The organism is Mesorhizobium dulcispinae (genome assembly GCF_033977345.1).
Classification (GTDB): Bacteria; Pseudomonadota; Alphaproteobacteria; order Rhizobiales; family Rhizobiaceae; genus Mesorhizobium; species Mesorhizobium dulcispinae.
In genome coordinates this window covers 748,005-774,886 of sequence record NZ_JAVIIY010000001.1, presented here as the reverse complement: position 1 = coordinate 774,886, position 26,882 = coordinate 748,005, and the positions used below count along the sequence as shown (strand labels likewise).

At 64.6% G+C, this 26,882-nt stretch carries 28 protein-coding genes and 1 pseudogene; 11 read left to right on the top strand and 18 right to left on the bottom strand.

What is annotated here, in order from left to right; all coding sequences use genetic code 11:
• Positions 1-118: 118 nt before the first annotated feature.
• Positions 119-385: a hypothetical protein gene (locus RFN30_RS03645; protein WP_320260751.1), complete on the top strand. Its 267-nt coding sequence runs from the start codon at positions 119-121 to the stop codon at positions 383-385.
• 34 nt (positions 386-419) lie between these two features.
• On the opposite strand, the gene hdaA is transcribed toward RFN30_RS03645, so the two are convergent.
• From hdaA to RFN30_RS03630, 3 genes are read right to left on the bottom strand one after another with little or no spacing between them, the layout of a single operon-like run.
• Positions 420-1,124, bottom strand: coding sequence for a DnaA regulatory inactivator HdaA (gene hdaA / locus RFN30_RS03640; RefSeq protein WP_320260969.1), 705 nt, complete (start codon positions 1,122-1,124; stop codon positions 420-422).
• Position 1,125: 1 nt separating this feature from the next.
• Positions 1,126-2,337 (bottom strand): AI-2E family transporter, encoded by a 1,212-nt coding sequence (locus RFN30_RS03635; protein ID WP_320260750.1) that lies wholly within the window; start codon positions 2,335-2,337, stop codon positions 1,126-1,128.
• Complete coding sequence (locus tag RFN30_RS03630; protein WP_320260749.1) at positions 2,279-2,866, bottom strand: CDP-alcohol phosphatidyltransferase family protein; 588 nt, start codon at positions 2,864-2,866, stop codon at positions 2,279-2,281. Before RFN30_RS03630 ends, RFN30_RS03635 begins: the two co-directional genes overlap by 59 nt.
• 239 nt (positions 2,867-3,105) lie before the next feature.
• Between RFN30_RS03630 and purM the strand changes: the two genes are divergently transcribed.
• From purM to RFN30_RS03615, 3 genes are all read left to right on the top strand, one after another.
• Positions 3,106-4,185, top strand: a complete 1,080-nt coding sequence (purM, locus tag RFN30_RS03625) for a phosphoribosylformylglycinamidine cyclo-ligase (protein WP_320260748.1) — start codon at positions 3,106-3,108, stop codon at positions 4,183-4,185.
• Entirely contained in the window at positions 4,182-4,889 is a 708-nt protein-coding gene (gene purN, locus RFN30_RS03620; protein WP_320260747.1) for a phosphoribosylglycinamide formyltransferase, read from the top strand. Before purM ends, purN begins: the two co-directional genes overlap by 4 nt.
• Before the next feature lie 200 nt (positions 4,890-5,089).
• Positions 5,090-5,599, top strand: coding sequence for a SixA phosphatase family protein (locus tag RFN30_RS03615; protein ID WP_320260746.1), 510 nt, complete (start codon positions 5,090-5,092; stop codon positions 5,597-5,599).
• A 221-nt stretch (positions 5,600-5,820) separates the two neighbouring features.
• Here the strand turns inward: RFN30_RS03615 and RFN30_RS03610 are convergent, their stop codons facing one another.
• From RFN30_RS03610 to RFN30_RS03595, 4 genes are all read right to left on the bottom strand, one after another.
• On the bottom strand, positions 5,821-6,054 hold the full coding sequence (locus RFN30_RS03610) for a DUF680 domain-containing protein (protein WP_320260745.1): 234 nt from the start codon (positions 6,052-6,054) through the stop codon (positions 5,821-5,823).
• Between the two features lie 53 nt (positions 6,055-6,107).
• Positions 6,108-6,353 (bottom strand): DUF680 domain-containing protein, encoded by a 246-nt coding sequence (locus tag RFN30_RS03605; RefSeq protein ID WP_320260744.1) that lies wholly within the window; start codon positions 6,351-6,353, stop codon positions 6,108-6,110.
• A 282-nt stretch (positions 6,354-6,635) separates the two neighbouring features.
• The gene (locus RFN30_RS03600; RefSeq protein ID WP_320260743.1) at positions 6,636-6,842 is read right to left on the bottom strand and encodes a DUF680 domain-containing protein; all 207 of its coding nucleotides are present in this window, start codon (positions 6,840-6,842) and stop codon (positions 6,636-6,638) included.
• A 56-nt stretch (positions 6,843-6,898) separates the two neighbouring features.
• A complete protein-coding gene (locus RFN30_RS03595) occupies positions 6,899-7,144 on the bottom strand; it encodes a DUF680 domain-containing protein (protein ID WP_320260742.1) in 246 nt (81 codons plus the stop codon).
• Positions 7,145-7,623: 479 nt separating this feature from the next.
• On the opposite strand from RFN30_RS03595, the gene RFN30_RS03590 reads away from it, so the two are divergent.
• The gene (locus RFN30_RS03590) at positions 7,624-8,292 is read left to right on the top strand and encodes a response regulator (RefSeq protein WP_320260741.1); all 669 of its coding nucleotides are present in this window, start codon (positions 7,624-7,626) and stop codon (positions 8,290-8,292) included.
• Between the two features lie 5 nt (positions 8,293-8,297).
• Entirely contained in the window at positions 8,298-9,656 is a 1,359-nt protein-coding gene (locus tag RFN30_RS03585; RefSeq protein ID WP_320260740.1) for a sensor histidine kinase, read from the top strand.
• Positions 9,657-9,685: 29 nt separating this feature from the next.
• Here the strand turns inward: RFN30_RS03585 and RFN30_RS03580 are convergent, their stop codons facing one another.
• From RFN30_RS03580 to dapB, 4 genes and pseudogenes are all read right to left on the bottom strand, one after another.
• Complete coding sequence (locus tag RFN30_RS03580) at positions 9,686-10,564, bottom strand: ABC transporter permease (protein ID WP_320260739.1); 879 nt, start codon at positions 10,562-10,564, stop codon at positions 9,686-9,688.
• A gap of 11 nt (positions 10,565-10,575) precedes the next feature.
• Complete coding sequence (locus RFN30_RS03575; RefSeq protein ID WP_320260738.1) at positions 10,576-11,385, bottom strand: ABC transporter ATP-binding protein; 810 nt, start codon at positions 11,383-11,385, stop codon at positions 10,576-10,578.
• Between the two features lie 106 nt (positions 11,386-11,491).
• Complete coding sequence (locus RFN30_RS03570) at positions 11,492-12,451, bottom strand: ABC transporter substrate-binding protein (protein ID WP_320260968.1); 960 nt, start codon at positions 12,449-12,451, stop codon at positions 11,492-11,494.
• A gap of 193 nt (positions 12,452-12,644) precedes the next feature.
• Positions 12,645-13,456: pseudogene (gene dapB / locus RFN30_RS03565) on the bottom strand (4-hydroxy-tetrahydrodipicolinate reductase).
• A 213-nt stretch (positions 13,457-13,669) separates the two neighbouring features.
• Here dapB and RFN30_RS03560 point away from each other — a divergent pair.
• Positions 13,670-16,384, top strand: coding sequence for a tetratricopeptide repeat protein (locus tag RFN30_RS03560; protein ID WP_320260737.1), 2,715 nt, complete (start codon positions 13,670-13,672; stop codon positions 16,382-16,384).
• Between the two features lie 78 nt (positions 16,385-16,462).
• Here the strand turns inward: RFN30_RS03560 and RFN30_RS03555 are convergent, their stop codons facing one another.
• Complete coding sequence (locus RFN30_RS03555; RefSeq protein WP_320260736.1) at positions 16,463-17,923, bottom strand: winged helix-turn-helix domain-containing tetratricopeptide repeat protein; 1,461 nt, start codon at positions 17,921-17,923, stop codon at positions 16,463-16,465.
• A gap of 168 nt (positions 17,924-18,091) precedes the next feature.
• Here RFN30_RS03555 and RFN30_RS03550 point away from each other — a divergent pair, with 168 nt between their 5' ends.
• Positions 18,092-18,310 carry a hypothetical protein gene (locus RFN30_RS03550; RefSeq protein ID WP_320260735.1) on the top strand — a complete coding sequence of 73 codons (219 nt, stop codon included), beginning with the start codon at positions 18,092-18,094 and terminating at the stop codon, positions 18,308-18,310.
• A gap of 31 nt (positions 18,311-18,341) precedes the next feature.
• On the opposite strand, the gene RFN30_RS03545 is transcribed toward RFN30_RS03550, so the two are convergent.
• Both RFN30_RS03545 and RFN30_RS03540 read right to left on the bottom strand, forming a co-directional pair.
• Positions 18,342-20,447, bottom strand: a complete 2,106-nt coding sequence (locus tag RFN30_RS03545) for a molybdopterin-containing oxidoreductase family protein (protein ID WP_320260734.1) — start codon at positions 20,445-20,447, stop codon at positions 18,342-18,344.
• A 239-nt stretch (positions 20,448-20,686) separates the two neighbouring features.
• Positions 20,687-22,564, bottom strand: a complete 1,878-nt coding sequence (locus RFN30_RS03540; protein ID WP_320260733.1) for an ABC-F family ATP-binding cassette domain-containing protein — start codon at positions 22,562-22,564, stop codon at positions 20,687-20,689.
• A 126-nt stretch (positions 22,565-22,690) separates the two neighbouring features.
• On the opposite strand from RFN30_RS03540, the gene RFN30_RS03535 reads away from it, so the two are divergent.
• The 3 genes from RFN30_RS03535 to RFN30_RS03525 all read left to right on the top strand — a co-directional run bounded on the left by RFN30_RS03535 (position 22,691) and on the right by RFN30_RS03525 (position 24,350).
• The gene (locus RFN30_RS03535) at positions 22,691-22,930 is read left to right on the top strand and encodes a hypothetical protein (RefSeq protein ID WP_320260732.1); all 240 of its coding nucleotides are present in this window, start codon (positions 22,691-22,693) and stop codon (positions 22,928-22,930) included.
• A gap of 228 nt (positions 22,931-23,158) precedes the next feature.
• Positions 23,159-23,842: a lysozyme inhibitor LprI family protein gene (locus tag RFN30_RS03530; RefSeq protein WP_320260731.1), complete on the top strand. Its 684-nt coding sequence runs from the start codon at positions 23,159-23,161 to the stop codon at positions 23,840-23,842.
• A 316-nt stretch (positions 23,843-24,158) separates the two neighbouring features.
• Complete coding sequence (locus RFN30_RS03525; RefSeq protein ID WP_320260730.1) at positions 24,159-24,350, top strand: hypothetical protein; 192 nt, start codon at positions 24,159-24,161, stop codon at positions 24,348-24,350.
• Positions 24,351-24,446: 96 nt separating this feature from the next.
• On the opposite strand, the gene RFN30_RS03520 is transcribed toward RFN30_RS03525, so the two are convergent.
• The 4 genes from RFN30_RS03520 to RFN30_RS03505 form a co-directional block, all read right to left on the bottom strand.
• Complete coding sequence (locus tag RFN30_RS03520) at positions 24,447-24,728, bottom strand: hypothetical protein (RefSeq protein ID WP_320260729.1); 282 nt, start codon at positions 24,726-24,728, stop codon at positions 24,447-24,449.
• Between the two features lie 12 nt (positions 24,729-24,740).
• Positions 24,741-25,190: a Ros/MucR family transcriptional regulator gene (locus tag RFN30_RS03515; protein WP_320260728.1), complete on the bottom strand. Its 450-nt coding sequence runs from the start codon at positions 25,188-25,190 to the stop codon at positions 24,741-24,743.
• 361 nt (positions 25,191-25,551) lie between these two features.
• On the bottom strand, positions 25,552-25,794 hold the full coding sequence (locus tag RFN30_RS03510) for a hypothetical protein (RefSeq protein WP_320260727.1): 243 nt from the start codon (positions 25,792-25,794) through the stop codon (positions 25,552-25,554).
• A 5-nt stretch (positions 25,795-25,799) separates the two neighbouring features.
• Positions 25,800-26,843, bottom strand: coding sequence for a DMT family transporter (locus RFN30_RS03505; RefSeq protein WP_430698627.1), 1,044 nt, complete (start codon positions 26,841-26,843; stop codon positions 25,800-25,802).
• Between the last annotated feature and the right edge of the window lie 39 nt (positions 26,844-26,882).

The following is a 26,882-nucleotide window of genomic DNA, read 5'->3' as shown; positions in this document are numbered from 1 at the left end:
CGCCCCACGGATTGATGACTGGCACACCCGCTCCAGTTTCTGTCCGAGCACGGCTCGAATAATCCCTCGCTTCCAACTCTGCAGCCGGTCTAGACTTTGAAAAAAGGGGGACTTTTCGATGCCTGGTCTCGAGGCGTTGCTGTCGCTGATCGGCCCGGCCTACTTGGCCTATTACGGCTTTACGGTTCCGGTCATGGTCGTCTGGGCAATTCTTTGCGCTGCTCTGTGGATTTGGAACAACCGGCCGAGCAAGAGGCAGAGCGGCGGTGCCGGCCGGTCGCGGTCGGCGAGCCTCATCTTCTTTGTCTTCGTCGCTATCTGCTACGTGGCGGCGCACACGGGGGTCTATCGGCTGGTCCAGCACTTGGCCGGACTTTGGGCGTAGAAGGACGTCTCGGGAGAACGCCTCCCCCGATATCCTAAATATCGAACTCGCCCTGCCCTTCGTCCATGGCGCTGACGGTTTCGGCGGCAAGCGCGCGGGTGATCGGCGTCTTGCGCTCGAGCGCGGCGCGGTCGAGGCGTTCGACGACGCGCATGGCGGTCGCCAGCGAGCGTTCGATGCGCCGCACCAGATATTGCACGACATGCGGCTCGACCTCGACTTGGCGGTCGGCGAAGAGCTTTGTGATGACGCCGGCAAGCAGCAGATCGTCGGGCTCGTGGATCTCGATCGTCGCCGCCGCCTTCAGCCGCGATACGAGGTCCGGCAGCGTAACGCGCCAGGCGGAGGGGAAGCGCCGCGCCGTCAGAAGCAGCGTGGAGCCGGCGCCGCGCACGGTGTTGATCAGGTGGAACAGGCCTTGCTCATCGATCGGGCCCTTGTCGATGTCATCGATGAGCGCGGGCATCGCGCCAAGCCCGCCGATGTGCTCGCCAATCCTGTCGGGAGCGATGGCAATCGCGTGCGCCTGTGTTTGCCAGATCTGGGCGAGATGCGTCTTGCCGGACCCCGGAGGCCCGGCCAGCACCACCACCGGCGAGGGCCAGTCCGGCCAGCGATCAACTAGCGTGACCGCCTGCGCGTTGGTGCCGGAGACGACGAGCTCGTCGCGCGAATAGCCGGTGCCGTGGCCGAGATCGAGCGGCAATTGCCGGGGGGGATCGGTGCGCTCACCGGCCATCTCAGTCACGCGGCTGGCTGCGGTGGCCGCCGCCGCGATCCGCCGGCAACGGCGCCGCGGCCTCGGTGGCGTGGCCCCTGTAAAGCGGCGATTCGAGATAGCGGGAAATCGCAAAGCGCACCAGCACCGCGATCGCCGCCGAAGCCGGCACCGCGATCAGCAGCCCGACAAAGCCGAACAGCGCGCCGAACGCAAACAGCGCAAACATCAGCCATACCGGATGCAGGCCGACGCTTTTGCCCACCAGCCTGGGCTGCAGGATGTTGCCCTCGATGAACTGGCCGACGAAGAACACGCAGGCCACAAGCACGACCATCGTCCAGTCCGGCCAGAACTGGACGAAGGCGACGCCGACGGCGAGCACCAGCCCGGTCAGCGAGCCGACATAAGGGATGAAGGAGATCAACCCGGCGAAGAAGCCGATGAGGATGGCGAAGTTCAGCCCTGTCAGCGTCAGGCCGGTGGCATACATGGCGCCGAGCACCAGGCAGAGCGTGCCTTGCCCGCGCACGAAGCCGGCGGTGGCGGTGTTGATGTCGCGGGCTAAAGCTCTGACCGTCTCGACATAGTCGCGCGGCACCCAGCTGTCGACGACGGCCACCATGCGGTCCCAGTCCAGCAGCATGTAGAAGGCGACGACCGGGGTGACGACGAACAGACTGACGACCGAGACCAGCGCCACGCCCGAGCTCCAGATCGAGGTGAAGACGGTGGTCAGCAGGCTGAAACCTGAGGTGAGCAGCGAGTTCAGTCCGTCGCGCAATCCGGCAGCGTTGACGCCGAAACGCTGCTCCAGCCATTTCGGGTCGAAGCTGGTGATGAGCGACTGCAGGCGGGTGAGATATTCCGGCAGCTTGCGCGCGAAATCGGCCATCTGCGTCGCCAGCACCGGCACCAGGATGACGAAGGCGAGCACCACGACGACGACGAAGGCAATGAGGATCACCACCGTCGCCATCAGCCGGGAAAGGCCGAGCCGCTGCAGCCAGTCGGCGACCGGATCGAGGAAATAGGCAAGCACCATGCCGGCGACGAAGGGCAAGAGGATGCCCGAGAAGACATAGAGGAACAGCGCCAGGAGCACGGCGACGATCAGCCAGAACGCGATCTGCCGGCGTAGCGCGGTCGAGGCCGCGGCCGTCCAGGCTTCGCTGTCAGGTGTCCGTGTTGGAATTGCCCGACTTGGTGTTGCTTGTCTGGGAGCCTTCGCCATAGCCGCTCATATGCCTTAGCCAGGCCACGAGATAGGCCGCGGCCGAAGCCACGGTCAAGACCCCGGAGAGCAATATGAGCGCCGGCCGCAGCGGGTCGAGATGGACGGAAAAGGCAAGCTCGCCCAGCACCAGCGCCGCGAGCGCGATCTGCACGGCGGTGTTCACCTTGGACACAAAGAGCGGCTTCATCTCGACCGGCTGTGCCATCACGCTGGACAAAAGCACGGCGCAGACGATCAGCCCGTCGCGCGACACCATGGTCACCACCAGCCAGAGCGGCAGTTCCCCGGCAAAGCCCATGACGACGAAGACCGAGACCAGCAGCAGCTTGTCGGCCATCGGATCGAGATAGGCGCCGAGCCGTGAGAACAGCCGATAGCGGCGGGCGATGAAGCCGTCGATGCCATCGGAGATGCCGGCGACGAGGAAGCCGGCAAAAGCCCAGTCCCAGCGCGCCTGCAGCATGGCCAGCACCACGGCCGGCACCAGCAGGAGCCGCATGATCGTGATCATGTTGGGTATGGTCACGCGATGTCCCGTCGTGGCTTTTTGTTGGGGAATAGATGATGGAGATGGCGGATGGGCGCAAGGGAGGAAGCGACGAAGGTCCACGCGAGGCACCCCTCTATCCTGCCGGCCAGAGGGGGTTGCTGTCCCGACGGCGTTTGAGCTTTTCCCGGGAACAAATTCCCTGACCTACTCGTCATCCTTGCTCCCCGAAACCATTCATGCGAAGAGCCCGCAATGGAAACAGGGACGAGCCGAAGATGAGCAAGGGCGACAAGGCCAAGCGCAAGAACGGGCTCACCTATGCCGAGGCGGGCGTCGATATCGATGCCGGCAATCTTATGGTCGAGAAGATCAAGCCGCTGGTGCGCGCCACGCGCCGGCCGGGCGCCGACGGCGAGATCGGCGGCTTCGGCGGCCTGTTCGATTTGAAGGCCGCCGGCTTCACCGATCCGGTGCTGGTCGCGGCCAATGACGGTGTCGGCACCAAGCTCAAGATCGCCATCGATTCCGGCAAGCACGACACGATCGGCATCGACCTCGTCGCCATGTGCGTCAACGACATCGTCGTGCAGGGCGCCGAGCCTTTGTTCTTCCTCGACTATTTCGCCACCGGCAAGCTCGATCCGGACCAGGGCGCGGCGATCGTCGGCGGCATCGCGCAGGGCTGCCGGCAGGCCGGCTGCGCGCTGATCGGCGGCGAGACCGCCGAGATGCCCGGCATGTATCACGACAAGGACTACGACCTGGCCGGCTTTGCCGTGGGCGCGGCCGAGCGCGGCCAGCTCTTACCGACCGACGACATCGTCGAGGGCGACGTGCTGCTCGGCCTCGCCTCCTCCGGCCTCCACTCCAACGGCTTTTCGCTGGTGCGCCGCATCGTCGCCGCGAGCGGCCTTGGCTGGAGCGATCCGGCGCCGTTCAACGACGAGCTGAGCCTCGCCGAGGCGCTGCTCGAGCCGACGCGCATCTATGTGAAATCGATCCTGAAGGCCATCCGCAACACGCATGGCATCAAGGCGCTCGCCCACATCACCGGCGGCGGATTTCCGGAAAACATTCCGCGCGTGCTGCCCAAGGATTTTTCCGCCGAGCTCGACCTCGAGGCCATCGACGTGCCGCCGGTGTTCTCGTGGCTGGCCAAGACCGGCGGCGTCGCCCCGGAAGAGATGATGCGCACCTTCAACTGCGGCATCGGCATGATCCTGGCCGTCGCTTCCGGCCAGGCGGCGCAAGTGGCGGCGGTGCTGCAGGAGGCGGGCGAGACGGTGACGCCGATCGGCCGCATCGTGCCGCGCCGCGACGCTGGCGTCATCTATCGGGGCTCGATCGGCCTATGAGCAGGAAACGCACGGTCGTCCTGATCTCGGGACGCGGCTCCAACATGACGGCGCTGATCGCGGCAGCCAGCGACCCGGCCTATCCGGCCGAGATCGTCGGCGTCATCTCCGACCGGGCGAATGCCGCGGGCCTCGGGATCGCGCAGTCGCGCGGCATCGCCACCAGGGTCATCCAGCGCGCCGACCATCCGAACAAGGACGCATTTGACGCCGCGATCGACGCCGCGCTCACCGGCTTCGGCGCCGAGATAGTGGCGCTTGCCGGCTATATGCGCATCCTTGGCCGTGGCCTGGTCGAGAAATGGCAGGGGCGCATGGTCAATATCCACCCTGCCCTGCTGCCTGCTTTCAAGGGGCTGGACACGCATGCCAGAGTTATCCGAGCGGGCGTGCGCATTCACGGCTGCTCGGTGCATTTCGTCACGCCCGAAATGGATGACGGCCCCATCATTGCCCAGGCCGCCGTGCCGGTGATGGTCGGCGACAATGAGGACACTTTAGCCGCGCGGGTGCTGAAGGTGGAGCACCGGCTCTACCCGCTGGCGCTTGGTCTGGTCGCCGAAGGCAAGGCGCGCATGGAAAAGGGCCACACCGTGCTCGCCCATTTCGCCGACGACGCCGACAACGCCACCTCGGTGGTGATGGCGCCAGACCCGCTGCGCGAGGAAACCGACCTCGAGCAGCTGGCGCGGATCACGCCGTAGAGGCCTTCAGCCGGAAGTAACAGCATGACGCTTCCCCCTGAATTGCTCAACCAACCCCCAAGCCAAACCGAAACAGACCGGCTGCGTAAGGCTTGGATAGACGGGTTAGTCAGCGGCCCGTTCGATCATTTTGACATCGAGGCAATCAAAGAGAAGGCTCGCGCTCGTTTCGCTGGTAGCCGTGGTCCTGAACAATGCCGATGAGACAACTGATTATCCTGCGCCATGCCAAGTCGAGTTGGGACGATCCCAAGCTTGCCGATTTCGACCGGCCGCTCGGCCCGCGCGGGCTGAAGACGGCGCCGCTGATTGGGCGCGAGCTGTCGCGGCGCGGCTGGCTGCCGGACCTGGCGCTGGTCTCGCCGGCGCTGCGCACCCGCGACACCTGGCGGCTGATCGCCGCCGAATTGCCGAAGCATGTCCCGGCGGAATTTTCCGAAGAGCTTTATGAGGCGGCGGCTGGCGCCATCCTGGCGCGCGTGCGGCAAGCGAAAGCGAAGAGCCTGCTGGTGATCGGCCACAATCCCGGCCTGCAGAGCTTCACGCTGCGGCTCGCCGGCGCCGGATCGGATGCGGATGTGTTCCGGAAAATTGAAGTGAAATTCCCGACGGGGGCGCTGGCGCGGTTCACGGTGAAGGATGGTTGGGCGAACCTCGAATTTGGCGGTGCCCGACTGACGGATTTCGTGCGACCAAAGGATCTAGCGTAGGCGACGACGCCGCCAATCTCCCCCCTTGTGGGGGAGATGCCTGGCAAGGCAGAGGGGGGCGCTGTCCCGCCGACGTTCCGGTGTTCTGCCCCTAAGACCATCAGGCCAAATTGCTTGGGCAGCGTTCCTTCGCGCCCCCCTCTGTCCTGCCGGACATCTCCCCCACAAGGGGGGAGATCAGCAGCTTCGGCGTCTAGCCCCCAAATCCCGGAGACGAAATATCAATTGCCCCAGATGCCCTGGCCCGGGTCCGGCCAGGCTTGCGACGGCGCCGTCATCGAGGTGTCGACATTGGCCGGCTTGGCGGCCTCGTGCTTGCGCACCGAGGCGGTGGGGCCGCGGTCGACGCCGGCGGTGGGCTGATTGGCATTGTCGGCGTCGTAATGGTCGCTGCCGGCGAAGGCAGAGCCGATGGCGAGAAGCATGGCGGCGGTGGTGAGAGCGATCCTGGTCATTGCAAAGGTTCCTGTCGTTGGATGGTGAAGGTTTTGGCGAGGTCGAGACGGCGTCAGCGACCCCAGAGGCTTTCGTCGTTGTGCCGGGCAATGATGTCGGCGACCGTCTCGCTGGAGCTTGTCGCCACCGAAGCCTGGTGATGCGCCATGTCCCGTACGCGGATCGAGGCGGTCGGGGCTTGGTCGATGCCGGCGGTCGTCTGATTGGCGCCATCGGCGCCGTAATGGTCGCTGCCGGCGGAGGCGCTGCCCATGGCAGCGACGAGCATGGCGGCCGCGACGAATGCGATCCTGGTCATTTGAGTGTTCCTTGTCCTGTCGTTTCATCGGCGGTGCCTTGGGAGGATGGCCCCGCTGCCGACAAGACCTGGAACGCCCTCGATTTATTCCCGGGCGAAATTTCTTCGTTGCCAGTCGCTTCGCAGGCGCAGTTTGAGACCTCGCCTCGAAAGCTCATCTTGAACAATGGGTTAGAAGGAACCTCCGCCCATCGGATTCAAGCCCACCGATAGCCGGCTTTCATAAAAGCAAAGCGGCGGGACAAGCCCGCCGCTTTGAGGTCTATCGAAGACCGGAACCGGTTAGTGGTTGCCGAAGAGGTCGCGGTCGGCGCCCTGGGCGACCGGCTTCTGGACATTCGCATCCGACTTCCTGACCGAAGCGGTGTACGAGGTGTCGACCGAAGCGGCCGGCTGGTTGGCGTTGGCCGAGCCGTAATTGTCGGAGCCGGCGAAAACGGCACCGGTGGCAACAAGCAGGGCGGCGGCGGTAAGAGCGATCTTGGTCATTTTAGTTACTCCAGATTTGCGGGTTGATGTGTCTGATTGGTCCGGCACGGAGCGGCTTAGCGGCCCCAGATACCCTGGCCGGATTCCGGCTGGACCGAGTCGGGCGTGATCTTGAGGTTGCGCTGCTCGAACTTGCGGATCGAGCCTGTGATGCTGCGATCAATGTTGTCGCCAGACTGGGGAACGACGGACTGGGTGACAGCCGGCTGGTTGACGTTGTCGGAACCGTAGTGGTCACTGGCTGCGAAAGCGCTGCCCGTGGCAACGAGGAAGGCAGCGGCGGTAAGAGCAATCTTGTTCATTTTAGGTACTCCGGATTTCAAAATCCTGTCCGTCAAGTGGCGTGCCGTAATGGAAATTCGCGTCGCTCGGACTACTGCGAGATGGGTCGGCACGGTTGCCATTTCCAATCACGAAAATTTGCAAATCGAACCGATTGGTTCGACCTTGAAATTCGTGTGGACGTCCCTCGCGTCACATTCTTTTCATTAAATATCAATATGTTACGGCGATCTCCGCGCGGCTCGACGCCCTTTTTCGGTGAGCCACCGTTCACCTGAGCCACACGTTCCGTCAACATAAATTGAACCGAACCGTTCGGTTTTATTTTCGTTGAAGCAAAGGCGAGGCTTGAACCGGCCGGCGGAGCGGGCCTTAGCCGACGTTTGCCTTGCCGGCGGATCGATATTATCGATTGTCTTCAACTGTCCGTTCGGGCCGCCGGCCGCGCTCGCGAAAGGCCGGCGGCCCGGATGGAGGCATTCCTGAACAGCGATCAACGATGCGGATCCTGCTTGTCGAAGACAATCGCGAACTGGCCGATTGGCTGAGCAAGACGCTGCGCCAGGCGAGCTATGTCGTCGATGTCGTCCATGACGGCGAGGATGTCGAGCATGCGCTGGCCGCCGGCGACCATGCGCTGATCATCCTCGACCTTGCCCTGCCCCGCATGGGCGGGATGGAGGTGCTGAAGCGGCTGAGGGCGCGCGGCAACCCGGTGCCGGTAATCGTGCTCACCGCCAATGCCAGCCTCGATGGCCGGGTCAAGGGCCTCAACGAAGGCGCCGACGACTATCTGGCAAAGCCTTTCCAGATCGAGGAGCTCGAGGCGCGCATCCGTGTGCAGCTGCGCCGCGCAAACGACCGGACAGCGCCGGTCATTTCCTGCGGCGACCTGGTCTTCGACACCAACACCAGGCTGTTCTCGCTCGGCGGCACGGCGCTTTCGCTGACGCCGCGCGAGCATGCGGTGCTGGAGCAGCTGGTGGTCAAGGCCGGGCGCACGGTGAGCAAGGCTGCACTCTCGGCGGCGATCTACGATTTCGAGACCGACGCCGATCCCAGCGCCATAGAGATCTATGTGCACCGCCTGCGCAAGAAGCTGGAAGGATCGCGCGTCCAGATCGCCACCTTGCGCGGCCTCGGCTATCTGCTGCGCCATGAAGATTAGTCGCGATGCGGATTAGCAGTCTTCGCCTGCAATTGCTGGCATGGGTGGTGCTGCCGCTGGCCGGGCTTGCCACCGTCAACCTGTGGACCAGCCATGGCAATGCGCTTGCCACCGCCGATCTGGTTACCGACCGCATGCTGCTCGGATCGGCCCGCGCGATCGCAGAGCAGGTGGCGATGAACGACGGCGTGCTCTATGCCACCATTCCGCCGGCAGCGCTCGAGATGTTCGACACCGGCGACCGCGACCGTGTCTATTACCGGGTCGAGACCGCTGGCGGGCGGTTGCTGACCGGTTATCCCGACCTGCCAAAGGCCAATCAGCGCGACAGCATCGAGGCTTCCTACCGCGATCACCGGCTCCGCCTCCTGACCCTCAGCCAAGCCGTGATCGGCGCCGGCGCGGATTCACCGATCAAGGTCACCGTGGGCGTCACGCTTGCCGGGCATGACGCGATGGTGAAACGTCTGTGGCTCAGCGCCTTCGCGCAGCAGCTGGCGCTGGTGGCGATCGCCGGCCTGTTCGTGCTGCTTGGCCTGCGCCGCGGCCTTGCGCCGCTAATAAGGCTGCGCGATGCGGTGCGTTCGCCGAGCCGCAGCGAGCTCGACCCCGTCGAGGTTCTCGGCGCGCAAAGCGAGATCAGGCCGCTGATCGATGCGCTCAACGCGTATATGGCGCGCGTGCGGGCACAAATGGCGGCGCAGCGCCGCTTCATCGCCAATGCCGCGCACCAGCTGCGCACGCCATTGGCGCTGCTGTCGACCCAGGCAAGCTATGCGCTGCGCGAGACTGCCGCCGATCAGCGCCAGGAAGCGCTGGTGGCGCTGCAGGCAAGCTCCGGCCGGCTGGCGCGGCTTGCCGAACAGTTGCTCACGCTCTCGCGCGCCGAGCCCGGCAGCCGGCGACCGCGCGCCGACCGCATCGACCTCACCGAAGCCGCCCGGCAAGTGCTGGAAACGCACGCGCCGAGGGCAATCGAACGCAACATCGATCTTGGGCTGGAGGAAACCGGGCCTGTTCCGGTGATCGGCGACGGCACGATGCTGCGCGAGATGATCGTCAACCTTGTCGACAACGCGTTGCGTTATTCCAAGCCCGGCGGCAGCGTCACCGTGAAGCTTGCTGCTTCGAATGGCGAGGCTGAGCTCACGGTCACCGATGACGGACCCGGCATTCCGCCTGAAGAGCGGGAGCATGTCTTCGAGCGCTTCTACCGTATGGCCGGCACCAACGAGGAAGGCAGCGGGCTGGGCTTGGCGATCGTGCGCGAGGTGGTCGAAAATGCCGGTGGCAGCGTAGCGCTTGGCGACGCCGCCACAGGCGGGCTCAAGGTCGAGGTGCGGCTGCCGCTGGCAGGTGGCTAGAGCTCAGCTGCTTGCAGAACCTGGCGCGTTCACTGCGTCTCGTGGAGCGGCTGCGGCCGCCATTTCGCCAGCCGGTTCTCGACCAGCGTCATCAGGTATTCGGCGCCCAGCGCCACGACCATGACGATGACGATGGCTGCATACATGCCGGCCGCGTCGAACGAGCCCTTGGCGATGTTGATCAAGAGGCCGATGCCGAAGCGCGAGCCGACGAACTCGCCGACGATGGCGCCGATGATGGCGAAGCCGAAGCTGACATGCAGGCTGGCGAAGATCCAGCTCATCGCCGACGGCACGATCACCGAGCGCGTCAACTGCCAGTCGGAGGCGCCGAGGATGCGGGCATTGGCGATCATTGCGCGGTCGGCCTCGCGCACGCCCTGGAAGGCGTTGTGGAAGACGACGAAGAACACCATGACGAAGGCCAGCGCCACCTTGGAGGCAAGGCCGAGGCCGAGGATCATGATGAAGATCGGCGCCAGAACCACGCGCGGGATCGAATTGATCAATTTGATGTAGATGGAGAAGATGTCGGCGGCCATGCGATTGCGGCCGAGCGCGACGCCGATGATGATGCCCGCCACCGAGCCGGTGACGAAGCCCAGTACAGATTCCTCCATGGTGACGTAGAGGTGATACCAGAGCGGCCCTTCCGACGTTCCCTCCGTGATCCACTCATAGAGCCGTCCCGCGATCGTGCTCGGCATGGCGTAGAAGAAGGGGTCGATCCAGGCCATGCGGCCGGCGAGCTCCCATGAGCCGAGGAAGGCGATCAGGATACCGAGCCGCCAAAACAGGACGGTGCGGCGGCGATTCACGGCCGCCTTGGCGGCAGCAGCCTCGATCTCCGCGTCCGAGGTTCCCGGCCGGAAGTTCGCGGTGGAGATGTTGATGGTGGCGTCGGTCATTTCAGCCTCCCTCATGCCGCCGCGCGGGCGTAGCTGGTCTCGACCTCTTCCTTGAGGTCGGCCCAGATGGTGCGCGAGTAATCGATGAAGCTCTGGTCGTAGCGGATGTCGGCGACCACGCGCGGGCGCGGCAGGTCTATCGTGTAGACGGATTTCACCGTCGCCGGCCCGGCGGTGAGCACATAGACCTTGTCGGCCAACGCGATCGCTTCCTCGAGATCGTGGGTGACGAAGACCACCGACGCCTTCGCCTCGGACCACAGCCGCAGCAGCTCCTCGTGCATGAGCACGCGCGTCTGCACATCGAGCGCGGAGAACGGCTCGTCCATCAGCAGGATCTCGGGGCCGTTGATGAAGGTCTGGGCGAGCGCCACGCGCTTGCGCATGCCGCCGGAAAGCTGGTGCGGATAGTGCTGCTCGAAGCGCGCCAGGCCAACGCGCGCCAGCCAGTCGCGGGCCGAGGCCTGGGCTTGCGCCTTCGGCTTGCCGCGAAACAGCGGTCCGGCCATCACGTTCTCGATCACCGTGCGCCACGGGAACAGCGCGTCGGTCTGGAACACGAAGCCGATGCGCGGATCGATGCCCTTGACCGGCGCGCCCATGACGCGGACCTCGCCGGCGCTCGGGCTGGCAAGCCCGGTGACGAGGTTGAGCGTCGTCGACTTGCCGCAGCCGGTCGGGCCGACGACGGCGACGAACTCGCCGCGCTCGACCGTCATGGTGAAATCCCGGATCGCCGTCAGCGATTTGCCGGTGGGGGAAAGGAAGCGGCGGCTGACATTGATCAGCTCGATCGCCGGAGCGGTCTTTTCGACAGGCATGGTCAGATACTCCAATAACCGGCAATCGCCGCGCGGGGGATCGCCGGACGTAAAGACAGGATAGGGCGCCGGCGCTGGGCTGAAACCCGCGCCGGCGATTTGTCCGCTACTTCGCGTTCTTCACGAATTCCGTGGTGTAGGTCTTGGAGAGGTCGATCTGCTTGCCCTGCAGTTCTTTCTTGAAGGCCGACAGCACCGTCAGAACCGTCTCCGGTCCACCCTGCGGCATCACGCCATCGGGGGTGAACATCGCCTTGCCGGCGTCGAGCGCCTTCACATAGCCTTCCTTGTCGCCGACATAGTAGTCCTTCGGCATCTTTTCGGCGATCTCGGCACCGCTATGGGTGCTGATGAACTTCAGCGTCTTGACGAAGGCGTTGGCGAGCTTCTGAACGGTTTCCTTGTGGGCGTCGACCCACTCGGTCTGCATGTAGAGGGATGCGGCCGGATAGGTGCCGCCAAGTGCCGCCTTCGTGCCTTCCACGGTGCGCATATCGACGAGCACCTTGGCCTCGCCGGTCTTGAGCAGCCGGGTGATCGTCGGCTCGGTGGTCATGCCGGCCTGGATCTTGTCCTGCTGCATGGCGGCGATGAAGGTGTTGCCGGCGCCGACCGGCACCGAGGTGAATTCGCCGAGCTTCAGCCCGTTCTTCACCGCAAGATATTCGGTCAGGAAGTTGGTCGAGGAGCCGAGGCCGGTGACGCCGAGGCTCATGCCCTTGAAGTCAGCGGGCGACTTGATCTCGGGATGTTTCGCAGAGACCAGCTCGACCTCGCCCGGCGCCTGGCTGAACTGGACGACGGATTCGACGAACTTGCCCTTGGCCTGCAGGTCGATGCTGTGGTCATAGAAGCCGACCACGCCCTGCACGGCGCCCGCCAGCATCTCGTTCTCGGCATCGACGCCCGCCGGCTCGTTGAGCAGCTCGACGTCGAGCCCTTCATCCTTGAAATAGCCGAGCGCCTCGGCGAGCTTCGCAGGCAGGTAGATCTGCTTTTCGTAGCCGCCCACCATGATCGAGATCTTGTCGGCGGCCGACGCAGTCGTTGCGCCTGCGGCAACCATGGCAAGCGTCAGCACCGCGGAACGCAGGGCGCATTTAGAGATGAAACCGGTCACGTAACTTCCTCCACCTGGGCGGCGCGCCATCCTGGCTGCGCCGCATTTCCTCCTTGCCGGCCGCTCCCGGACCGGTCACGCGGCGAACGCCGCAAAACTGTCATGGCACGACCAAGCTTTCAGCTGGCTTTCAGTCGTTTTAGCGGCCGTTGAAATGGAATTCGACCGGATTTGCCTGCCACGGGGCGCCAAAACCAAGCACATGTTGCATGTCATATTCACCGGCCGAGCGTCCGGCGACCCACAGCGCCGCCGCGATGGCGCCGCGCGCGAACATCGAGCGGTCGCCGGCGGTATGCGAGAGCGTGAGCCTCTCGCCCTCAGAGAGGAAGCCGACGCTGTGTTCGCCGACGATGCTGCCGCCGCGCAGCACGGCGAAGCCGATCTCGCCGGCGGGGCGCGGGCCGGTGACGCCATCCCGGGCGCGCTTCGCCACCTCCTCCAGCCTGACGTCGCGCCCGCGCGCAGCCGCCTCGCCCAGCATCAACGCCGTGCCCGACGGCGCATCGACCTTGAAGCGATGGCCTCGAGGATTTCGATGTCGCAGTCGTCTCCGCCAAGGGCTCGCGCCGCCTGCTCGACCAAGCCGGTCAGCATGTTTAGCCCCAGCGAATAGCTGCCGGAGCGCACGATGGCGACTTTCTCCGCGGCCTTGGCGATCGCGGCCAGTTCGGCGGCATCGAAGCCGGTCGAGCCGATCACCAGCGCGGGACCGCCGCGCGCCGCTGAGGTCTGTGCCAGTTCAACTGACGCCGCGGGCGTCGTGAAGTCGATGACGACATCGGCAAACGCCAGCGCTTCATCGCGCGGGACCAGCCCTTCGCCAATGCTGCCCGGCCGGTGGAAGCGGGCGACGAGTTGCAGCCGCGAGTCCCGCGCGACGGCCTCCACCATCTGCCGGCCCATGCGCCCGAGCGCGCCGGCAATGGCTATCCTGAGCGGTTGCGGCATGGCTATCCCTGTCGAGAGGCGAGTCGGAACAAAGCTTTAGCACGCCGCCTTGGCAAATTGATTCAGCCGGCTACGGCACCACGACATCGCTGCGCAGATGCAGGCGAACCGTACGCGAATGTGAAGCGCCACACTCATCATCGCTGACGTGACGTGCTAATTTGGTGCCAGTGTCCGGCTACGACGCCCGGACCGTGTCGGTGGGGGACGCCCATGTTACGGCCAGTGCATGTTCTGGTTCTTTCCTGCCTCGCGCTCGCACCACTCACCAGCGGGGCCTTCGCCGCCCAGGCATCTTCCGACAAACCCGACGATGCGGCGAAGAAGGCCGCGCTCGCCGAGGCGATCAGCGTCTGCGACCGGGGCGCCTCCGTGCCGCTCGACCCTGAGGCCAAGGCCCCGCCGGTCCAGTATGGCGAGCTCTTCCCGCAGGATATGAACCTCAGCAAACTCAAAGACGTGGCCAACAAATGCCAGGCGGCGATGCTCGGCGCGCCACAGGAAAAGCGGCTGACGCTGCAATGGCTGAGGGTCGAAGTGGCGCTCGACCAGCCGGGACTGACCTGGCTGATCCCGCAGGTCAAGCCGCTGGCCGATGGCGGCAGCCCCGAAGCGAATTTCCTGCTCTACGAATTCTACTCGGTGCATCGGCGCGACAGCGCGGATGCCGGTGCGCCGCCGGTCACCCGCGAAATGGCGCTCGATGCCTTGCAGAAAGCTGGCGCCGCCGGTCATCTGACAGCCCTGATGACGCTGCTCCGTCAGTATAACGACGGGCCGCTGCTGCGCCGCGACGCGCGCAAGCTGGTCGAGACCGCGCGGCACATCATCGACGCGCCGGTCCAGGGCCAGTCGCCCGGTGAATGGGACGCCCAGCTCCGCGCCGCCATGCCGCTGCTGATCGCACAGACGACGCTGGAGAAGGACGGCTTCACCGGCGACGAGCAGCAAAAGGCCTTTCATGCCGTCGAGGCCGATTCCCAGGCCGGGACCAATGACTCCGCACGATCCGCGCTCGCCTACATCACGGCGCTGCGGCTGGGCCGGGGGACGCCGCAGGATGCGGCAAAGGCCAGGCAGTTGCTGGAGGCGCGCGCCGGTCACGACGACTACGCCATCCCGATGCTGGCCGACATGCTGGCCAAGGGGGAAGGCGGCCCGGCGGACGGCAAGCGCGCCATCGCCATGCTGCCCGCCGCCCATGTTGCCGAGGCCGGGCCGATGCTCGCCGGCCTGCTGCTGGACGGCAAGTTCGTCGGCCGCCAGCCGCGCGCGGCGGTCCAGCTGTTCAACCTCTCATGGGACCTCGATGCCTGCATCAGGCTCGCGGGCTCGCTTCTCGACTATGACGGCGTGCGGGTCGACTATCCCGAACTGCTGGTCGAACGCCTGAGCGACGGCGCCGATGCCGGAGAGCCCGGCGCGGCGCTGGCGCTGGCGCGGCTGCAGCTTTCGGACGATCAGCAGTTCAAGAACGAGGAAACCGCGCGCGCCATGCTGAAGCCCCTGGCGGACGCGGGCGACCGCGACGCGCTCTGGCTCTACGCCTCGACGCAATACGCCAATCTCGATTCGACCACCTATCGGCCGTCGCGCCGCGACGGCGGCCTGAGCGACGATGATCTGAAAGCGCTGATCGGTGAGGGCGAAGGCAAGAAAGAGCCGCAGGCCTATCTGCTTCATGCCAAGCTGCTGCGGCGGGGCTTGGTCTACCCACAGGACGACGTCAGGGCGACCGCGATGCTGATCAACGCCGCCAATCTCGGCAGCGTCGAAGCCATGGTGGCGCTCGGCGACGCCTATGACAACGGTCTCGGCATCGACAAGAACCCGCGCGAGCGGCTGCACGCGTGGCGCGAGGCGGCGCGGCTGGGTTCGCTCAAGGCAAAAAGCAAGCTCGCCGATGCCTTCACCTTCGACAGTTTCGACCACCTGATGACGCTGCGCGAAGGCATCACCAACCGCATTGCGCTCTACAATGACGGCTTCGGCAGAATGGGCGCCGGCGTGTTCGGCGGCGGTGCCGACATCGAACTGAGCGGCCTCTTTTCCGGGCCGGCCTCCAGCGCCGAAGCGGCGGCGGTTGCGGCGGCCGTGATGGACGCGTTTCGCGAAGCGCCGGCCGGCCTCGACGAGCAAAACCTGGTCAGCGTCGGCAAGGCGTTGCCCGACGAAATCCGCGTGGCGATCGAGACGACGTTGAAGAGTGAAGGTTTTTATGCCGGCGAGCCGAAAGGCTATTTCGGCCCGGACGCTCGCAAGGCGCTCGCGGCGTGGGTCGATGCGAAAGGCCCGCTCACCGATGCCCCCAGCACCCAGACCGCGGCTGGGACACAGCAGGCCGCACCGGCTTCGGGCGAGGTCGCCGGCGAAATGCTCGACCGCGTCCGCGACAAGGTGTTCGCCCAGGCGCAGGCGGCCAAGACGGACAAGCAGAAGCTTGCCGCCATCAAGCAGCTCGGCATGCTCGCCCGCTATGGCGACCTCCCCTCCCGCTGGGTGCTGGTGCGCAACTACCACCAGGCAAGGGCCATCCGGTCGGTCGTCACGGCCGAGGAGATCACGCGCTATGCGCTGGATATCCTGGTGTCGAAACCCGAGGGCGTCGACAAGCCGGAATTCGAGTTCATCTTCGACCTGACGCAGATCGCGAAGGACCGGAAATCCAAGGCAGTGGGCAACGCCACCCTGCAAGCAATCCGCGACGATCCACGTTTGCAGGATCCGCTGACGCTCGGCGCCATCATGGGCCAGTTCGCCTTCGCGCCGGACGCCTGCGACTCCGTCCTCGCTGCAGCCCGCAAGGCCGGCATCGACGGCGCTGGTGAGGATGGATGCGACGAGGAAACGCGCGCCGCGCTCATCGCCTTCGCCAAGGACAAGGGCAACGTCCGGCATCGACGCCGCGGCCCGCAAGTCTGCCGCTGAAGCGATCAAGACGCTGGGCGCTCAGGCCGCGAAGTAACCAGGCCGTGAACTCATGGCGCGCTGCGGCGTGGGATAAGCTTACTCTTGATTGTCAACGCGGTGTAGGATTGCGCGATAGCGGCTGCACACGGCGGGATCCTCATAGTAGTCCACTTCCGTCTCAACGATCTCGTCAAGGCCTAGTCCAGGAAAATGTGCCTTGACCTTTGCCAGGGCGTCTTGCGCCTGCCTGATTTCGCCGAGTTCGGAATGGCAGACGACAAGACGAACGAGCGACCACGCCGGCACGGTCGCCATTTTCGCGTAGCAGGCCATCGCCTCGCGATATCGTCCAGCCGTCGTCAGGATGATGCTACGAAAATCGTCATACCATCCCACGGCGTATGGGTCGCGGCGCTGGGCTTCGATTATTTCAACGAGCGCCTCATCCGGCCTGTCGGTGTAGTTCAGGTGAATGGCCCGGATACTGAGAATGAACGGATCGTTCGGGTTGAGCGCAACCGCACGATCAAGACTGATTTCAGACTGCCTGAATTGGCGCAGATACAAGAGAGCGAAGCCGCTGGCTAGGTGCCCATAGGCCTCGTCGGGGTCGAGCTGCAATGCGGTTCGTGCGATCTCAAGTCCGGAGTGCAGATGACCGGGATTGGAAGAGATCCAATAGAACTTGATGGACTCCACGAAGCTCAGCATGGCGTGGGCGGCGGCAAACTGCGGATCGAGCTTTACTGCCTGGCGCAGAAAGGGTTCAGCTTCGAGCACGGTCTCATAGACGGCCGCGAGTTGCAGCGCCCGCAAGTAGAACTCGTACGCCGACATGTTGCTGGTCGGCCGGGCCCTGGCGCGCGACGCAATCGCGGTTCTGGCCTGCCGGGCCAGACGCGCTGCAATCATGTGGGTGATTTCGTCCTGGATGGCGAAAATGTCGTCGAGTTCCCGATCGTAGTGTTCGCCCCAGATATGAGCCATCGACGACGCGTCGGTCAGCTGTACGGCGATCCGCACCCTGTTGCCGATCTTCCGCACGCTGCCTTCGACGACGTATTGGACACCAAGCTTGCTTGCCACCTCTGCCGGGTCTTGCACCTTGCCGCGAAACTGGAAGGAGGAGTTCCGCGCAATGACCAGAAACTCCCTATATTTGCCGAGCTCGGCGATGATGTCTTCGGTAATTCCGTCGCTGAAATAGTCTTGCTCCGGGTCGCCGCTCATGTTGTCGAAGGGAAGTATGGCGATGGATGGTCTGGACGGCGCCGTAGCGTCTGCCGCAACCACGAAGGGCCTGGGACCGGCATATTTATAACCGCGCCCATGCACGGTCACGATCATCTCGGCGGACAGCAGCTTGCGGAGCGCCGAAATATGGACCTGCAGCGTGTTCTCCTCCACCGCCAGGCCGGGCCAGACCGCATCGAAGAGTTCGGTCTTGCCGATCACCTCGTCGGGTCTGTCCAGCAACATGGCGAGGATGTCGAAGGAACGAGCCGAAAGCTCGACCGGCCCTTGCGGGCCCAGCAACCGCCGTTCGGCTCGTTTCAAACGATAGTTCCCAAACTCCAAGTCCATTGGCCAAGAACCCGTCCCTCGCGGCCAAGATAATCCAAGACGACCCCGAAGGCGAACTTCAGGGCTGTTCAGGACTTTTCAGCTCCGCGCCAAGGACCTGAGCGGGAAGCGGTGTCATTCTCATCGTCATAGGAGGACATCATGACCCACATCCTCGCCACAGCCCCGGGTACCGTCCGACGCCTCAAACTGCAGCGGCTAAGCTTGCCGAGGCTCGCTATCGGCGCATCGCTCAACGCCATATCCGGTTTGTGGGCCGATGCACTCAAAATGGCCTACCTGGCCCCCTATGCCAGTCTTGGTCGCCAATCGCAGTTCGTCCCGGACGATGATCTCGAAGGCCGAGATCCCACTTGGTGAGCCACCAAGCAATGGCCGACCGCGAAGTGGGTCAAAGCGCGCGCAGCCAGACCTTGTTGTCGTGGAAGGCGGCACCGCCATAGGGCGCAGGGGCGTCGGCGCCGGTCAGCACGTTGATGCCCTCGCCGCGCTCATGCGCGCTGTTCGGCCAGATGCCTTCGGCCACCACCACGCCGCGCTTCACGCCGTCGAAGAGTTTTGCGTGCAGCACGAGGTCGCCGCGGCGATTGCCGACCTCGACGCGGCCGCCGTCCTCGATGCCGAGCGCGGCTGCGTCTTCCGGGTGGAGCAGCAGTTCCGGCCGGCCTTCCTTGGCCTTCGACACCGGCGTCTCGGCAAAGGTCGAGTTGAGGAAGTTGCGGGCCGGCGAAGTCGTCAGCCGGAACGGATGCTCCTCATCCGCAACCTCGATCAGGTCGACATGGTCGGGGAATTCCGGCAGCCGTTCGACCGGCCCGAACAGGCCCATGCTCTTCGGCGGCCGGTTGGGCGCCGACTGTCCGGTCCAGTTGGCCCGGAAGTGGAATTTCTTGTCGGCGTGGCCGAAGCCGTTGATGAAATGCGCATCGTCGAAATCGGGCTGCAGGTCGACCCACTTCTGTTCCTTCAGGCTGTCGAAGCTGCCGATCCCGCGCTTGCCGAGGATGATGTCGATATGCTGCCGCTCGGTCAGGCCGAAGCCCGGCTGGTCGGCGACGCCGAGGCGCTTGCCGAGCTCCTCATTGACGTAGTGGTTGGGGCGCGGCCCTTCCGGCGGCTCGATCAGCTTGGGGCCGAGCGTGATGTGCTGGTTGCCGCCGCCCTTGTAGATGTCGTCATGCTCCAGAAACATCGTCGCCGGCAGCACGACATCGGCGAGCTTGGCCGTGTCGGTCATGAACTGCTCGTGCACGCAGGTGAACAGGTCCTCGCGCAAGAAACCTTGCTTCACCAGCCGCTGCTCGGGCGCGACATTCACCGGATTGGTGTTCTGGATCAGCATTGCCGTCACCGGCGGGCCGCCATAAAGCGCGTCATCGGCCCCGGTCAGCACCGGGCCGATGCGCGAATGGTCGAGATAGCGCACCTTCGGGTCCCGCATCGCGGTGCCCTCCAGCACGTCCTGGTTCAGCTTGAAGATGCCCGAATTGGAGTGAAAGGCGCCGCCGCCCTCATATTGCCAGGCGCCCGTGACGGCGGCGATGCAGGAGGCGGCATGCATGTTGACCGAGCCGTTGCGCTGGCGGGCGAAACCGTAGCCGAGGCGGAAAAAGGTCTTCTTCGTCGTGCCGACGAGACGGGAGAAAGCCTCGATCTCGGCGACGGAGAGCCCGGTGATGGCGGCCGCCCATTCCGGCGTCCGCACTTTTAGATGTTCTTCTAGCCCGCGCGGGTCGTCGGTGTATTTTTCGAGATAGGCGCGGTCGGCGAGCCCATCGCGGAACAACACATGCATGACCGCGCAGGCGAGCGCGCCGTCCGTGCCGGGTTTTAAGACAAGGCCGAGATCGGCCTGCTTCATGGTGGCGTTGTCATAGATGTCGATGACGACGATCTTGGCGCCGCGCTCTTTTCGCGCCCTGGTCGCGTGGGTCATGACATTGACCTGGGTGACCACGGCATTGGTGCCCCAGATCACCACGCAATCGGACTTCGCCATCTCGCGCGGATCGGGACCGCGCAAAGCGCCCGCCCCCATCATCCAGCCGGTCCAGGCGAGATTGGTGCAGATCGAGCTGAAGAAGCCCGAGTATTTCTTCGCATGACGCAGCCGCTCGATACCGTCGCGCTGCACCAGCCCCATCGTGCCGGCATAGTAGTAGGGCCAGACGGTCTCCGAGCCGTATTTCGCTTCGGCAGCGATGAACTTCTCGGCGACGAGATCGAGGGCGGCTTCCCAACTCGCTTCCTTCCAGGCCCCTTCGCCCTTGGCGCCCGCGCGCACCAACGGCTTCAGCAGGCGGTCGGGGTGGTGGACGCGGTCTGCATAGCGGGCGACCTTGGCGCAGACGACGCCTGCCGTGTAGCTGTTCGCCTTGGCGCCATGGACGCGGCCGATGCGGTTTTTGTCGAGCAGTTCGACTTCGAGGGCGCAGGTGGATGGGCAATCGTGCGGACAGGCCGAGTGGCCGATCCTGAGCTTGGCGTGCTGGTTCATGCGGGGTGTTTAGCGGGTTTTGGGGGTGGCGTGTAGGGCCAGATAGCTCCTCCCCTTTCTCCCCTTGTGGGAGAAGGTGGCCGAGCGAAGCTCGGCCGGATGAGGGGTATTGGAAGGAATGAGGCGTTGACGATCCCGTTGCGCCTCCAACGCTTGCGAAGGTTGCGTCAAGCTGGAACACCCCTCATCCGGCCGCTTCGCGGCCACCTTCTCCCACAAGGGGAGAAGGGGAAACCGCGCTACTCCGCAATCCCCTCCTCATACTCGGCCGACATCGTCAGCCACTTGTCCTCGTTCTGGGCAAGCGTCTGCGCCAGTTGCGAACGCTCCTTGGCCAGCCGCGTCGCGGTCGAAGGGTCCTTCTCGTATATCGCCGGGTTGGCGAGTTCGTCCTCGATCAGGTCCATGCGCTTGCGGATGCGGTCCATCAGCGCCTCGGTGGCGCGGATTTCCTTGGCGAGCGGCTCGAGCGCCGAGCGCCGGGCGGCCGCCTCGCGGCGGCGGTCGGCCTTGGACGCCTTGTCCGCGTCCTTCTGCTCGCGGCGATTGGACGAGACGCCGGTGACCAGCGTTTTGTAGTCCTCAAGATCGCCGTCATACGGATTGACCGCGCCGTCCTTGACCAGCCACAGCCGGTCGGCGGTCGCCTCGAGCAGATGCCGGTCGTGCGAGATCAGGATCACCGCGCCCGGGAAATCGTTCAGCGCATGGATCAGCGATTCACGGCTGTCGATGTCGAGGTGGTTGGTCGGCTCGTCGAGGATGAAGAGATTCGGCCCCTCGAAGGCCGACAGGCCCATCAAAAGCCTGGCCTTCTCGCCGCCCGACAGGTCCTTGGCGGCGGTATTCATCTTCTCGGTAGAGAGCCCGAACTGGGCGACGCGAGCGCGCACCTTGGCCTCGGGAGCGTCCGGCATCAGCCGGCGCACATGCTCATAGGCGCTTTCTTCCGGGCGCAAATCGTCGAGCTGGTGCTGGGCGAAGATCGCTACCTTGAGGCCCGGCGCAATGGTCATGGTGCCGGTCTCGGCCTTGAGGCGGCCGGCGAGCATCTTGGCGAAAGTCGACTTGCCGTTGCCGTTGGCGCCGAGCAGCGCGATGCGGTCGTCGGCATCGATGCGCAGGGTCATCTTCTTCAGGACCGGATTGCCATCGGTATAACCGACATTGACGCCGTTGAGCGCCACGATCGGCGAGGCCACCGTCTTCATCGGCTCGGGGAAGGAGAACGGCCGCACCGTGTCGTTCACCACCGCGGCGATCGGCTTCAGCTTCTCCAGCGCCTTCAGCCTGGATTGCGCCTGCCTCGCCTTCGAAGCCTTGGCTCGAAAACGCTCGACGAAGGATTCCATATGCTTGCGCTGCGCTTCCTGCTTGGCGCGGCTCTTTTCCTGCAATTCGCGCTGCTCGGTCAGCTGGCGCTCGAACTGGTCGTAGCCGCCGCGCCAGAAGGTCAGCTTCTTCTGGTCGAGATGGACGATCGAGTTGACCGCGCGGTTGAGCAGGTCGCGGTCATGCGAGATCAAGAGCACGGTGTGCGGATATTTGGAGACATAGTTCTCCAGCCAAAGCGTGCCTTCGAGGTCGAGATAGTTGGTCGGCTCGTCAAGCAGCAGAAGGTCGGGCTCGGAGAAGAGCACGGCGGCCAGCGCCACGCGCATGCGCCAGCCGCCGGAAAAGGACGAGGCGGGACGCTTCTGCGCGGCATCGTCGAAGCCGAGGCCGGCGAGGATGGTGGCGGCGCGGGATTCGGCCGAATGCGCGTCGATGTCGGCGAGCCGCGTGTGGATCTCGGCGATGCGGTGCGGATCGCTCGCGGTCTTTTCCTCCTCCAGCAGCGCCGCGCGCTCGACATCGGCCTTCAGCACGATCTCGATCAGCGGCTCCTCGGTGCCCGGCGCTTCCTGCGCCACCTGCCCAATGCGGGTGTTTTTCGGCAGGCTGATCGAGCCGGTCTCGGACGGGAAATCGCCGGTGACCGCCTTGAACAGCGTTGTCTTGCCGGTGCCGTTGCGGCCGACGAGACCGGCCTTGGTGCCGGCCGGCAAGGTCAGCGAGGCATGGTCGAGAAGCAGGCGCCCCGCCATGCGCAGCGAGAGGTCGTTGATGATAAGCATGGGCGGGCTTTTGCACGGGACATCGGCGCTTCGCAAGAGCCAGGGCCCGCGATGAGGATTCCCCGTGTCGGGCCGCGGGCCATTCGATCAAGCCCGATGAGGGAACCAGTTGCCGGTCGGAGCGTTTTGAGCCCCGTGATCCGCTATTTCGCCCTCGCCTTCATCTTCTTCCAAGTCGCCACGACAGCCGCGCTGGCGACACAGGTGGTGTTGTTTGAGGGCAACACCACTGCAGTGCTCTCCCCCACCGAACCCGTGAGCGGGGCGCAGGTACAGCCAATCTCCCCCCTTGTGGGGGAGATGGCCGGCAGGCCAGAGGGGGGCGCGACGGAACACCTGCTGATCCAAATCAATAGCGGAAAATAGCCTCAGGCGTCGCCTATGAATGGCCGAGATGCCGGGGGACAGCGCCCCCCTCTGGCCTGCCGGGCATCTCCCCACAAGGGGGAAGATCGGCAGCCCCGCCGCTTTCGCCAATCACTCACTCACACTTCGGCTACCACGTCATCGGTTTCACGTTGATCGCCGCTATGGTCTCAACCTATGCTGGTTGTAGCGGCGGGCCTTGTAGAACTGTCATCACGAGGTGCCCCTATGAAGCGATTGCTCTATGCCGCCGGCTTTGCCCTGCTTCTCACAACGCCCGCGGCCCATGCGGCAGCGGCAGATTGCGCGGCGGCGAAGACGCAGGCCGACCTTGCCACCTGTACGGCCAAGGACGCAGCCTCGGCCGATACCGCGCTCAACGCCGTCTACAAGGCGCTGACGGGACGCCTGGCTGCCGCCGACCAGCAGCGCCTTCGTGATGCGCAACGCGCCTGGATTCCATTCCGCGACAAGGAATGCGCCTTCCGTACCAAGCCTTATGCCGACGGCTCGGTTTATTCGAGCCTGGTCGAAACCTGCAAGGCGGAGTTGACCAAGACGCGGCTGACCCAGTTGCAGCACCAACTGCAATGCCCTGAAGGCGACCTCTCCTGCGCGCCGCAAACCGCCGGCGGCGCCGCGCCTGCGACGGCTGGCGCCGCGCCTGCGAAGGCTGCGCCCGCGGCGGCACCTGCCCAGGCAAGCCGGGACGACACGAGGCCGTGCGTGCAGTCGGCCGGCAAGGCGAAATCGGACCAATATGTCTCGCAATGCATTCAGGTATCGCCGGCGACACATCCGCCCTGCAACGGCCAGAACGCGTGCAGCATGATGATCGACGAGATCAAGCGCGGCTGCGCCATGATCGGCAACGACAATCCGCCGGCCTTCTGTTCCGCTTACAAGGACTGAGCGACATGGCGGGCCAGGCCGTTCGGTCCGGACCGCCGCCTGCCCACCATTCGGTGGGCAATGACCATTGCCGTGCGGAAGATCAGGCCAGCCTGCCAAACAACCGTAAGTTCCACTTCGGCTTATATTAGTGCGGGTCGTATCGATGCCACCAGAAAAGGTCGCAAAATCTTTCGGTCAGGCCGTGATGCTTAGCGAAAAATTGGTTTCGGTTTTTCCGCAATCCTGCGAATTTATGATTGCGCCGTGATTCGCGCCTAGGCGCCAATAACAATCAAAAATAACAACAATAACTTGACTGTGTCAGGAGCTCACGATGGACGGAGCAGCCAACGATCTGCGCATGCTGAGATATGTGGCGGAGATCACGCGCAGGCTTGCGAAGATGCTTTCACGCACGCGCTATCAGATGCTGGTCTATTTTCTGGAGATGACGGCTGTCGAGGCGGACAGCCTCGCGGCCGAGCAGGACCGCCGCGCGGAGGCCGGCAAGCCGCCTCGCAACTGAGGACTGCCAGAGCAGCCGTCCGGCAGAACCTTCGCGCAATTCCAGACGAAAAAAAGCTAACGCCCGGAATGCCGAGGACGCTATCCATGCCTTTTTTCATCCGCGGATGATGCCGTCCAGGACGGCGAGGCATCTCAACCGTCGCGCAGCGACGACCAGCCGGTAGTCATGCTCGACGATGGCGCGCTCGAAGTTGTCGAGCGCGTCGAGCGCGGTATGCAGATCGACGGCCGGCAGGTCCAATGAGAACAGGACGCGCCGCGCCTTGACCCCCTCGCTGGCGTCGGCGGAAGACTGGATGGCCACCCTGCGACGCAATGCGTCGAGCGCGGCCAAGCGGTCGGCCGACGGCGTAGCGCCGTCCTTTGCAGGCAGCATGGTCGGCCGGCCTCAGGCCTTGGCTTTGCGCTTGCCCTTGCCGGAATCCGCGGCCGGCTTGCGGCCCAGGCCGGAAGACTTGGCCAGCGCCGAGCGAGTCGCCGAATAGCTGGGCGCCACCATCGGATAGTCCGCCGGCAGGCCCCATTTGGCGCGGTATTCGTCCGGCGTCAGGCCATGGTCGGTCGACAGGTGCCGCTTCAGCGACTTGAACTTCTTCCCGTCCTCGAGGCAGACGATGTGATCGGGGAAGACCGAACGCTTCGGATTGACGGCCGGCGTCTGCGGCGCGCTCTCCTTGACGGCGGCGCCGCCGGCGAGCTTGCGCACCGATGCGCTGACACTGGCGATCAGATCAGGCAGGCCGGAAGCGGGGAGCGGATTGTTGCCTACATAGGCCGAAACAATGTCGGCGGTCAGCTCGATTGCAGTCTTGTCATCGATATTGGACAATTTTTTCATCCTCTGCTGGCTCTCAAAATGACCAGCTGTTTTTAAGACTTTGGTCTAGGTATCGTATTGGACCTGTCCCCCAACGGACGGCCCAGAGTCAGTAAACGCACGAGACTCAATACCGGAGGTATGTTTTCACCGCAGGTCGCGGCCGCGCAAGTTAGGAATTCTAATACCTATAACAAACACTTTACAGCGCGGAAGGCCTGCACGGGCGCGTAAACAACGCAAACAGCACTTCAATTTCTGCGAGTAATTCCTGCAAAAATCGAAAACAGCATCCGAAAAATCGAAGCCGTCGCGCAGCATCGGATTCGGATGATCGATTATGACTGATCATGTCCGATTCGATGACGTTACGGCGAGTCGCTTATTTCGCGGCGGCGCGCCGGAGGTCCGCCGGCCGGCTGTCGGCCAGGATCTCCAGCACGCGTTTCCAGCGCGCACAGCGGCCGAAATCCCTCTGCTCGATGGCCTTCTCGGCCTTCATGGCGGCATAGAGCGGTGCCTCGGCGCCGAATTCCTTCACCAGCCAATGCGCCTCCTGTCTGGCGCGGCGTTCCTCGTCGTCAAGCGCGATTCCCGGCGCGATTCCTGGCGCGATTCCTGGCATGGTCTTCAGGCCTCCGGACGTTCGATGCCGACAGCAATGCAACTGCCGATGACGAGGACGGCGCCGGCAATGGCCGTCATCGACATGGTTTCGCCCGACAGTGCCAGCAAAAGCGTGGAAGCGATCGGCGTGAGATAGGCGACGACCGCGAGCCTGCCGCCGTGGTCGAGGCTGAGCGCCCGCGACCAGAAATAATAGCCGAGCCCCATCGGCCCGGCGCCGAGATAGAGGCCGAGCAGCAAATCCGAGCCGCCCAGGCCGGCGGCGCCGTCGTGCAGGCACCAGGCGAAGGTCAGCGCCACGCCGATCAGCGCGGAGGGCAAAAGCAGGCGATCGGGCGGCACGGCGAGACGGCCGACGGCGATTGAATAGAAAGCCATGCAAAGCGCCGAGCCGAAGGCGGCGCAATAGCCGACGAGGCTGCCTTCGAACCAGGCATGCGCGCGTCCGCCGGAGATCACCAGCGCCACGCCGGCGAACCCGAGCGCGGCGGTGAGCCCAAGCAACAGCGGGCGCTTCGGATTGCCGATGACGATGATCACGGCGGCCACCATCAGCGGCCAGGTGTAGGCGACGAGATTGGCCTCGATGACCGGCATCGAGGCGAAGGCGATGTATTGCAGCACCATGGTGCCGACCAGGCCGATGAAGCCGACGGCGTAGGCGGCGACCGGGGTCCTTCCCTTCTCCCCTTGTGGGAGAACGTGGCCTCGCGAAGCGAGGTCGGATGAGGGGTGTTCCAGGGAACGCCGACGTCTCACTTCGCTGGAACACCCCTCATCCGTCTCGGCGCTGCGCGCCGATCCACCTTCCCCCACAAGGGGGGAAGGAGAAGTGCTCGCCAGCCTGATCGCCGCAAAGACCAGTGCAGCGCCGCAGAATTGCAGGAGCTGCACATGCGACACCGGGTGGGTGGCGAGCAGCGTCTTGCCGACCAGGGCATTGGTCGCCCACAGCGCCACGGCGCCGAAGGCAAACGCCAGCGCCGCCGTCGAGGCGGCGTTGGATCGCAATTGCTGTCTTTCCGCCACGACCGGGCCGAGGCTCAGCAACGCTGAAGACCGCTGGCGCTCGGCTGGATCATCGGC

Bases quoted from the DNA above. Each gene is read 5' to 3' on its own strand.
- RFN30_RS03645 (WP_320260751.1), top strand. From the start codon at position 119: ATGCCTGGTCTCGAGGCGTTGCTGTCGCTGATCGGCCCGGCCTACTTG.
- hdaA (WP_320260969.1), bottom strand. From the start codon at position 1,124: ATGGCCGGTGAGCGCACCGATCCCCCCCGGCAATTGCCGCTCGATCTC.
- RFN30_RS03635 (WP_320260750.1), bottom strand. From the start codon at position 2,337: ATGGCGAAGGCTCCCAGACAAGCAACACCAAGTCGGGCAATTCCAACA.
- purM (WP_320260748.1), top strand. From the start codon at position 3,106: ATGAGCAAGGGCGACAAGGCCAAGCGCAAGAACGGGCTCACCTATGCC.
- purN (WP_320260747.1), top strand. From the start codon at position 4,182: ATGAGCAGGAAACGCACGGTCGTCCTGATCTCGGGACGCGGCTCCAAC.
- RFN30_RS03615 (WP_320260746.1), top strand. From the start codon at position 5,090: ATGAGACAACTGATTATCCTGCGCCATGCCAAGTCGAGTTGGGACGAT.
- RFN30_RS03610 (WP_320260745.1), bottom strand. From the start codon at position 6,054: ATGACCAGGATCGCTCTCACCACCGCCGCCATGCTTCTCGCCATCGGC.
- RFN30_RS03605 (WP_320260744.1), bottom strand. From the start codon at position 6,353: ATGACCAGGATCGCATTCGTCGCGGCCGCCATGCTCGTCGCTGCCATG.
- RFN30_RS03600 (WP_320260743.1), bottom strand. From the start codon at position 6,842: ATGACCAAGATCGCTCTTACCGCCGCCGCCCTGCTTGTTGCCACCGGT.
- RFN30_RS03595 (WP_320260742.1), bottom strand. From the start codon at position 7,144: ATGAACAAGATTGCTCTTACCGCCGCTGCCTTCCTCGTTGCCACGGGC.
- RFN30_RS03590 (WP_320260741.1), top strand. From the start codon at position 7,624: ATGCGGATCCTGCTTGTCGAAGACAATCGCGAACTGGCCGATTGGCTG.
- RFN30_RS03585 (WP_320260740.1), top strand. From the start codon at position 8,298: ATGCGGATTAGCAGTCTTCGCCTGCAATTGCTGGCATGGGTGGTGCTG.
- RFN30_RS03580 (WP_320260739.1), bottom strand. From the start codon at position 10,564: ATGACCGACGCCACCATCAACATCTCCACCGCGAACTTCCGGCCGGGA.
- RFN30_RS03575 (WP_320260738.1), bottom strand. From the start codon at position 11,385: ATGCCTGTCGAAAAGACCGCTCCGGCGATCGAGCTGATCAATGTCAGC.
- RFN30_RS03570 (WP_320260968.1), bottom strand. From the start codon at position 12,451: ATGGTTGCCGCAGGCGCAACGACTGCGTCGGCCGCCGACAAGATCTCG.
- RFN30_RS03560 (WP_320260737.1), top strand. From the start codon at position 13,670: ATGTTACGGCCAGTGCATGTTCTGGTTCTTTCCTGCCTCGCGCTCGCA.
- RFN30_RS03550 (WP_320260735.1), top strand. From the start codon at position 18,092: ATGACCCACATCCTCGCCACAGCCCCGGGTACCGTCCGACGCCTCAAA.
- RFN30_RS03545 (WP_320260734.1), bottom strand. From the start codon at position 20,447: ATGAACCAGCACGCCAAGCTCAGGATCGGCCACTCGGCCTGTCCGCAC.
- RFN30_RS03540 (WP_320260733.1), bottom strand. From the start codon at position 22,564: ATGCTTATCATCAACGACCTCTCGCTGCGCATGGCGGGGCGCCTGCTT.
- RFN30_RS03530 (WP_320260731.1), top strand. From the start codon at position 23,159: ATGAAGCGATTGCTCTATGCCGCCGGCTTTGCCCTGCTTCTCACAACG.
- RFN30_RS03525 (WP_320260730.1), top strand. From the start codon at position 24,159: ATGGACGGAGCAGCCAACGATCTGCGCATGCTGAGATATGTGGCGGAG.
- RFN30_RS03520 (WP_320260729.1), bottom strand. From the start codon at position 24,728: ATGCTGCCTGCAAAGGACGGCGCTACGCCGTCGGCCGACCGCTTGGCC.
- RFN30_RS03515 (WP_320260728.1), bottom strand. From the start codon at position 25,190: ATGAAAAAATTGTCCAATATCGATGACAAGACTGCAATCGAGCTGACC.
- RFN30_RS03510 (WP_320260727.1), bottom strand. From the start codon at position 25,794: ATGCCAGGAATCGCGCCAGGAATCGCGCCGGGAATCGCGCTTGACGAC.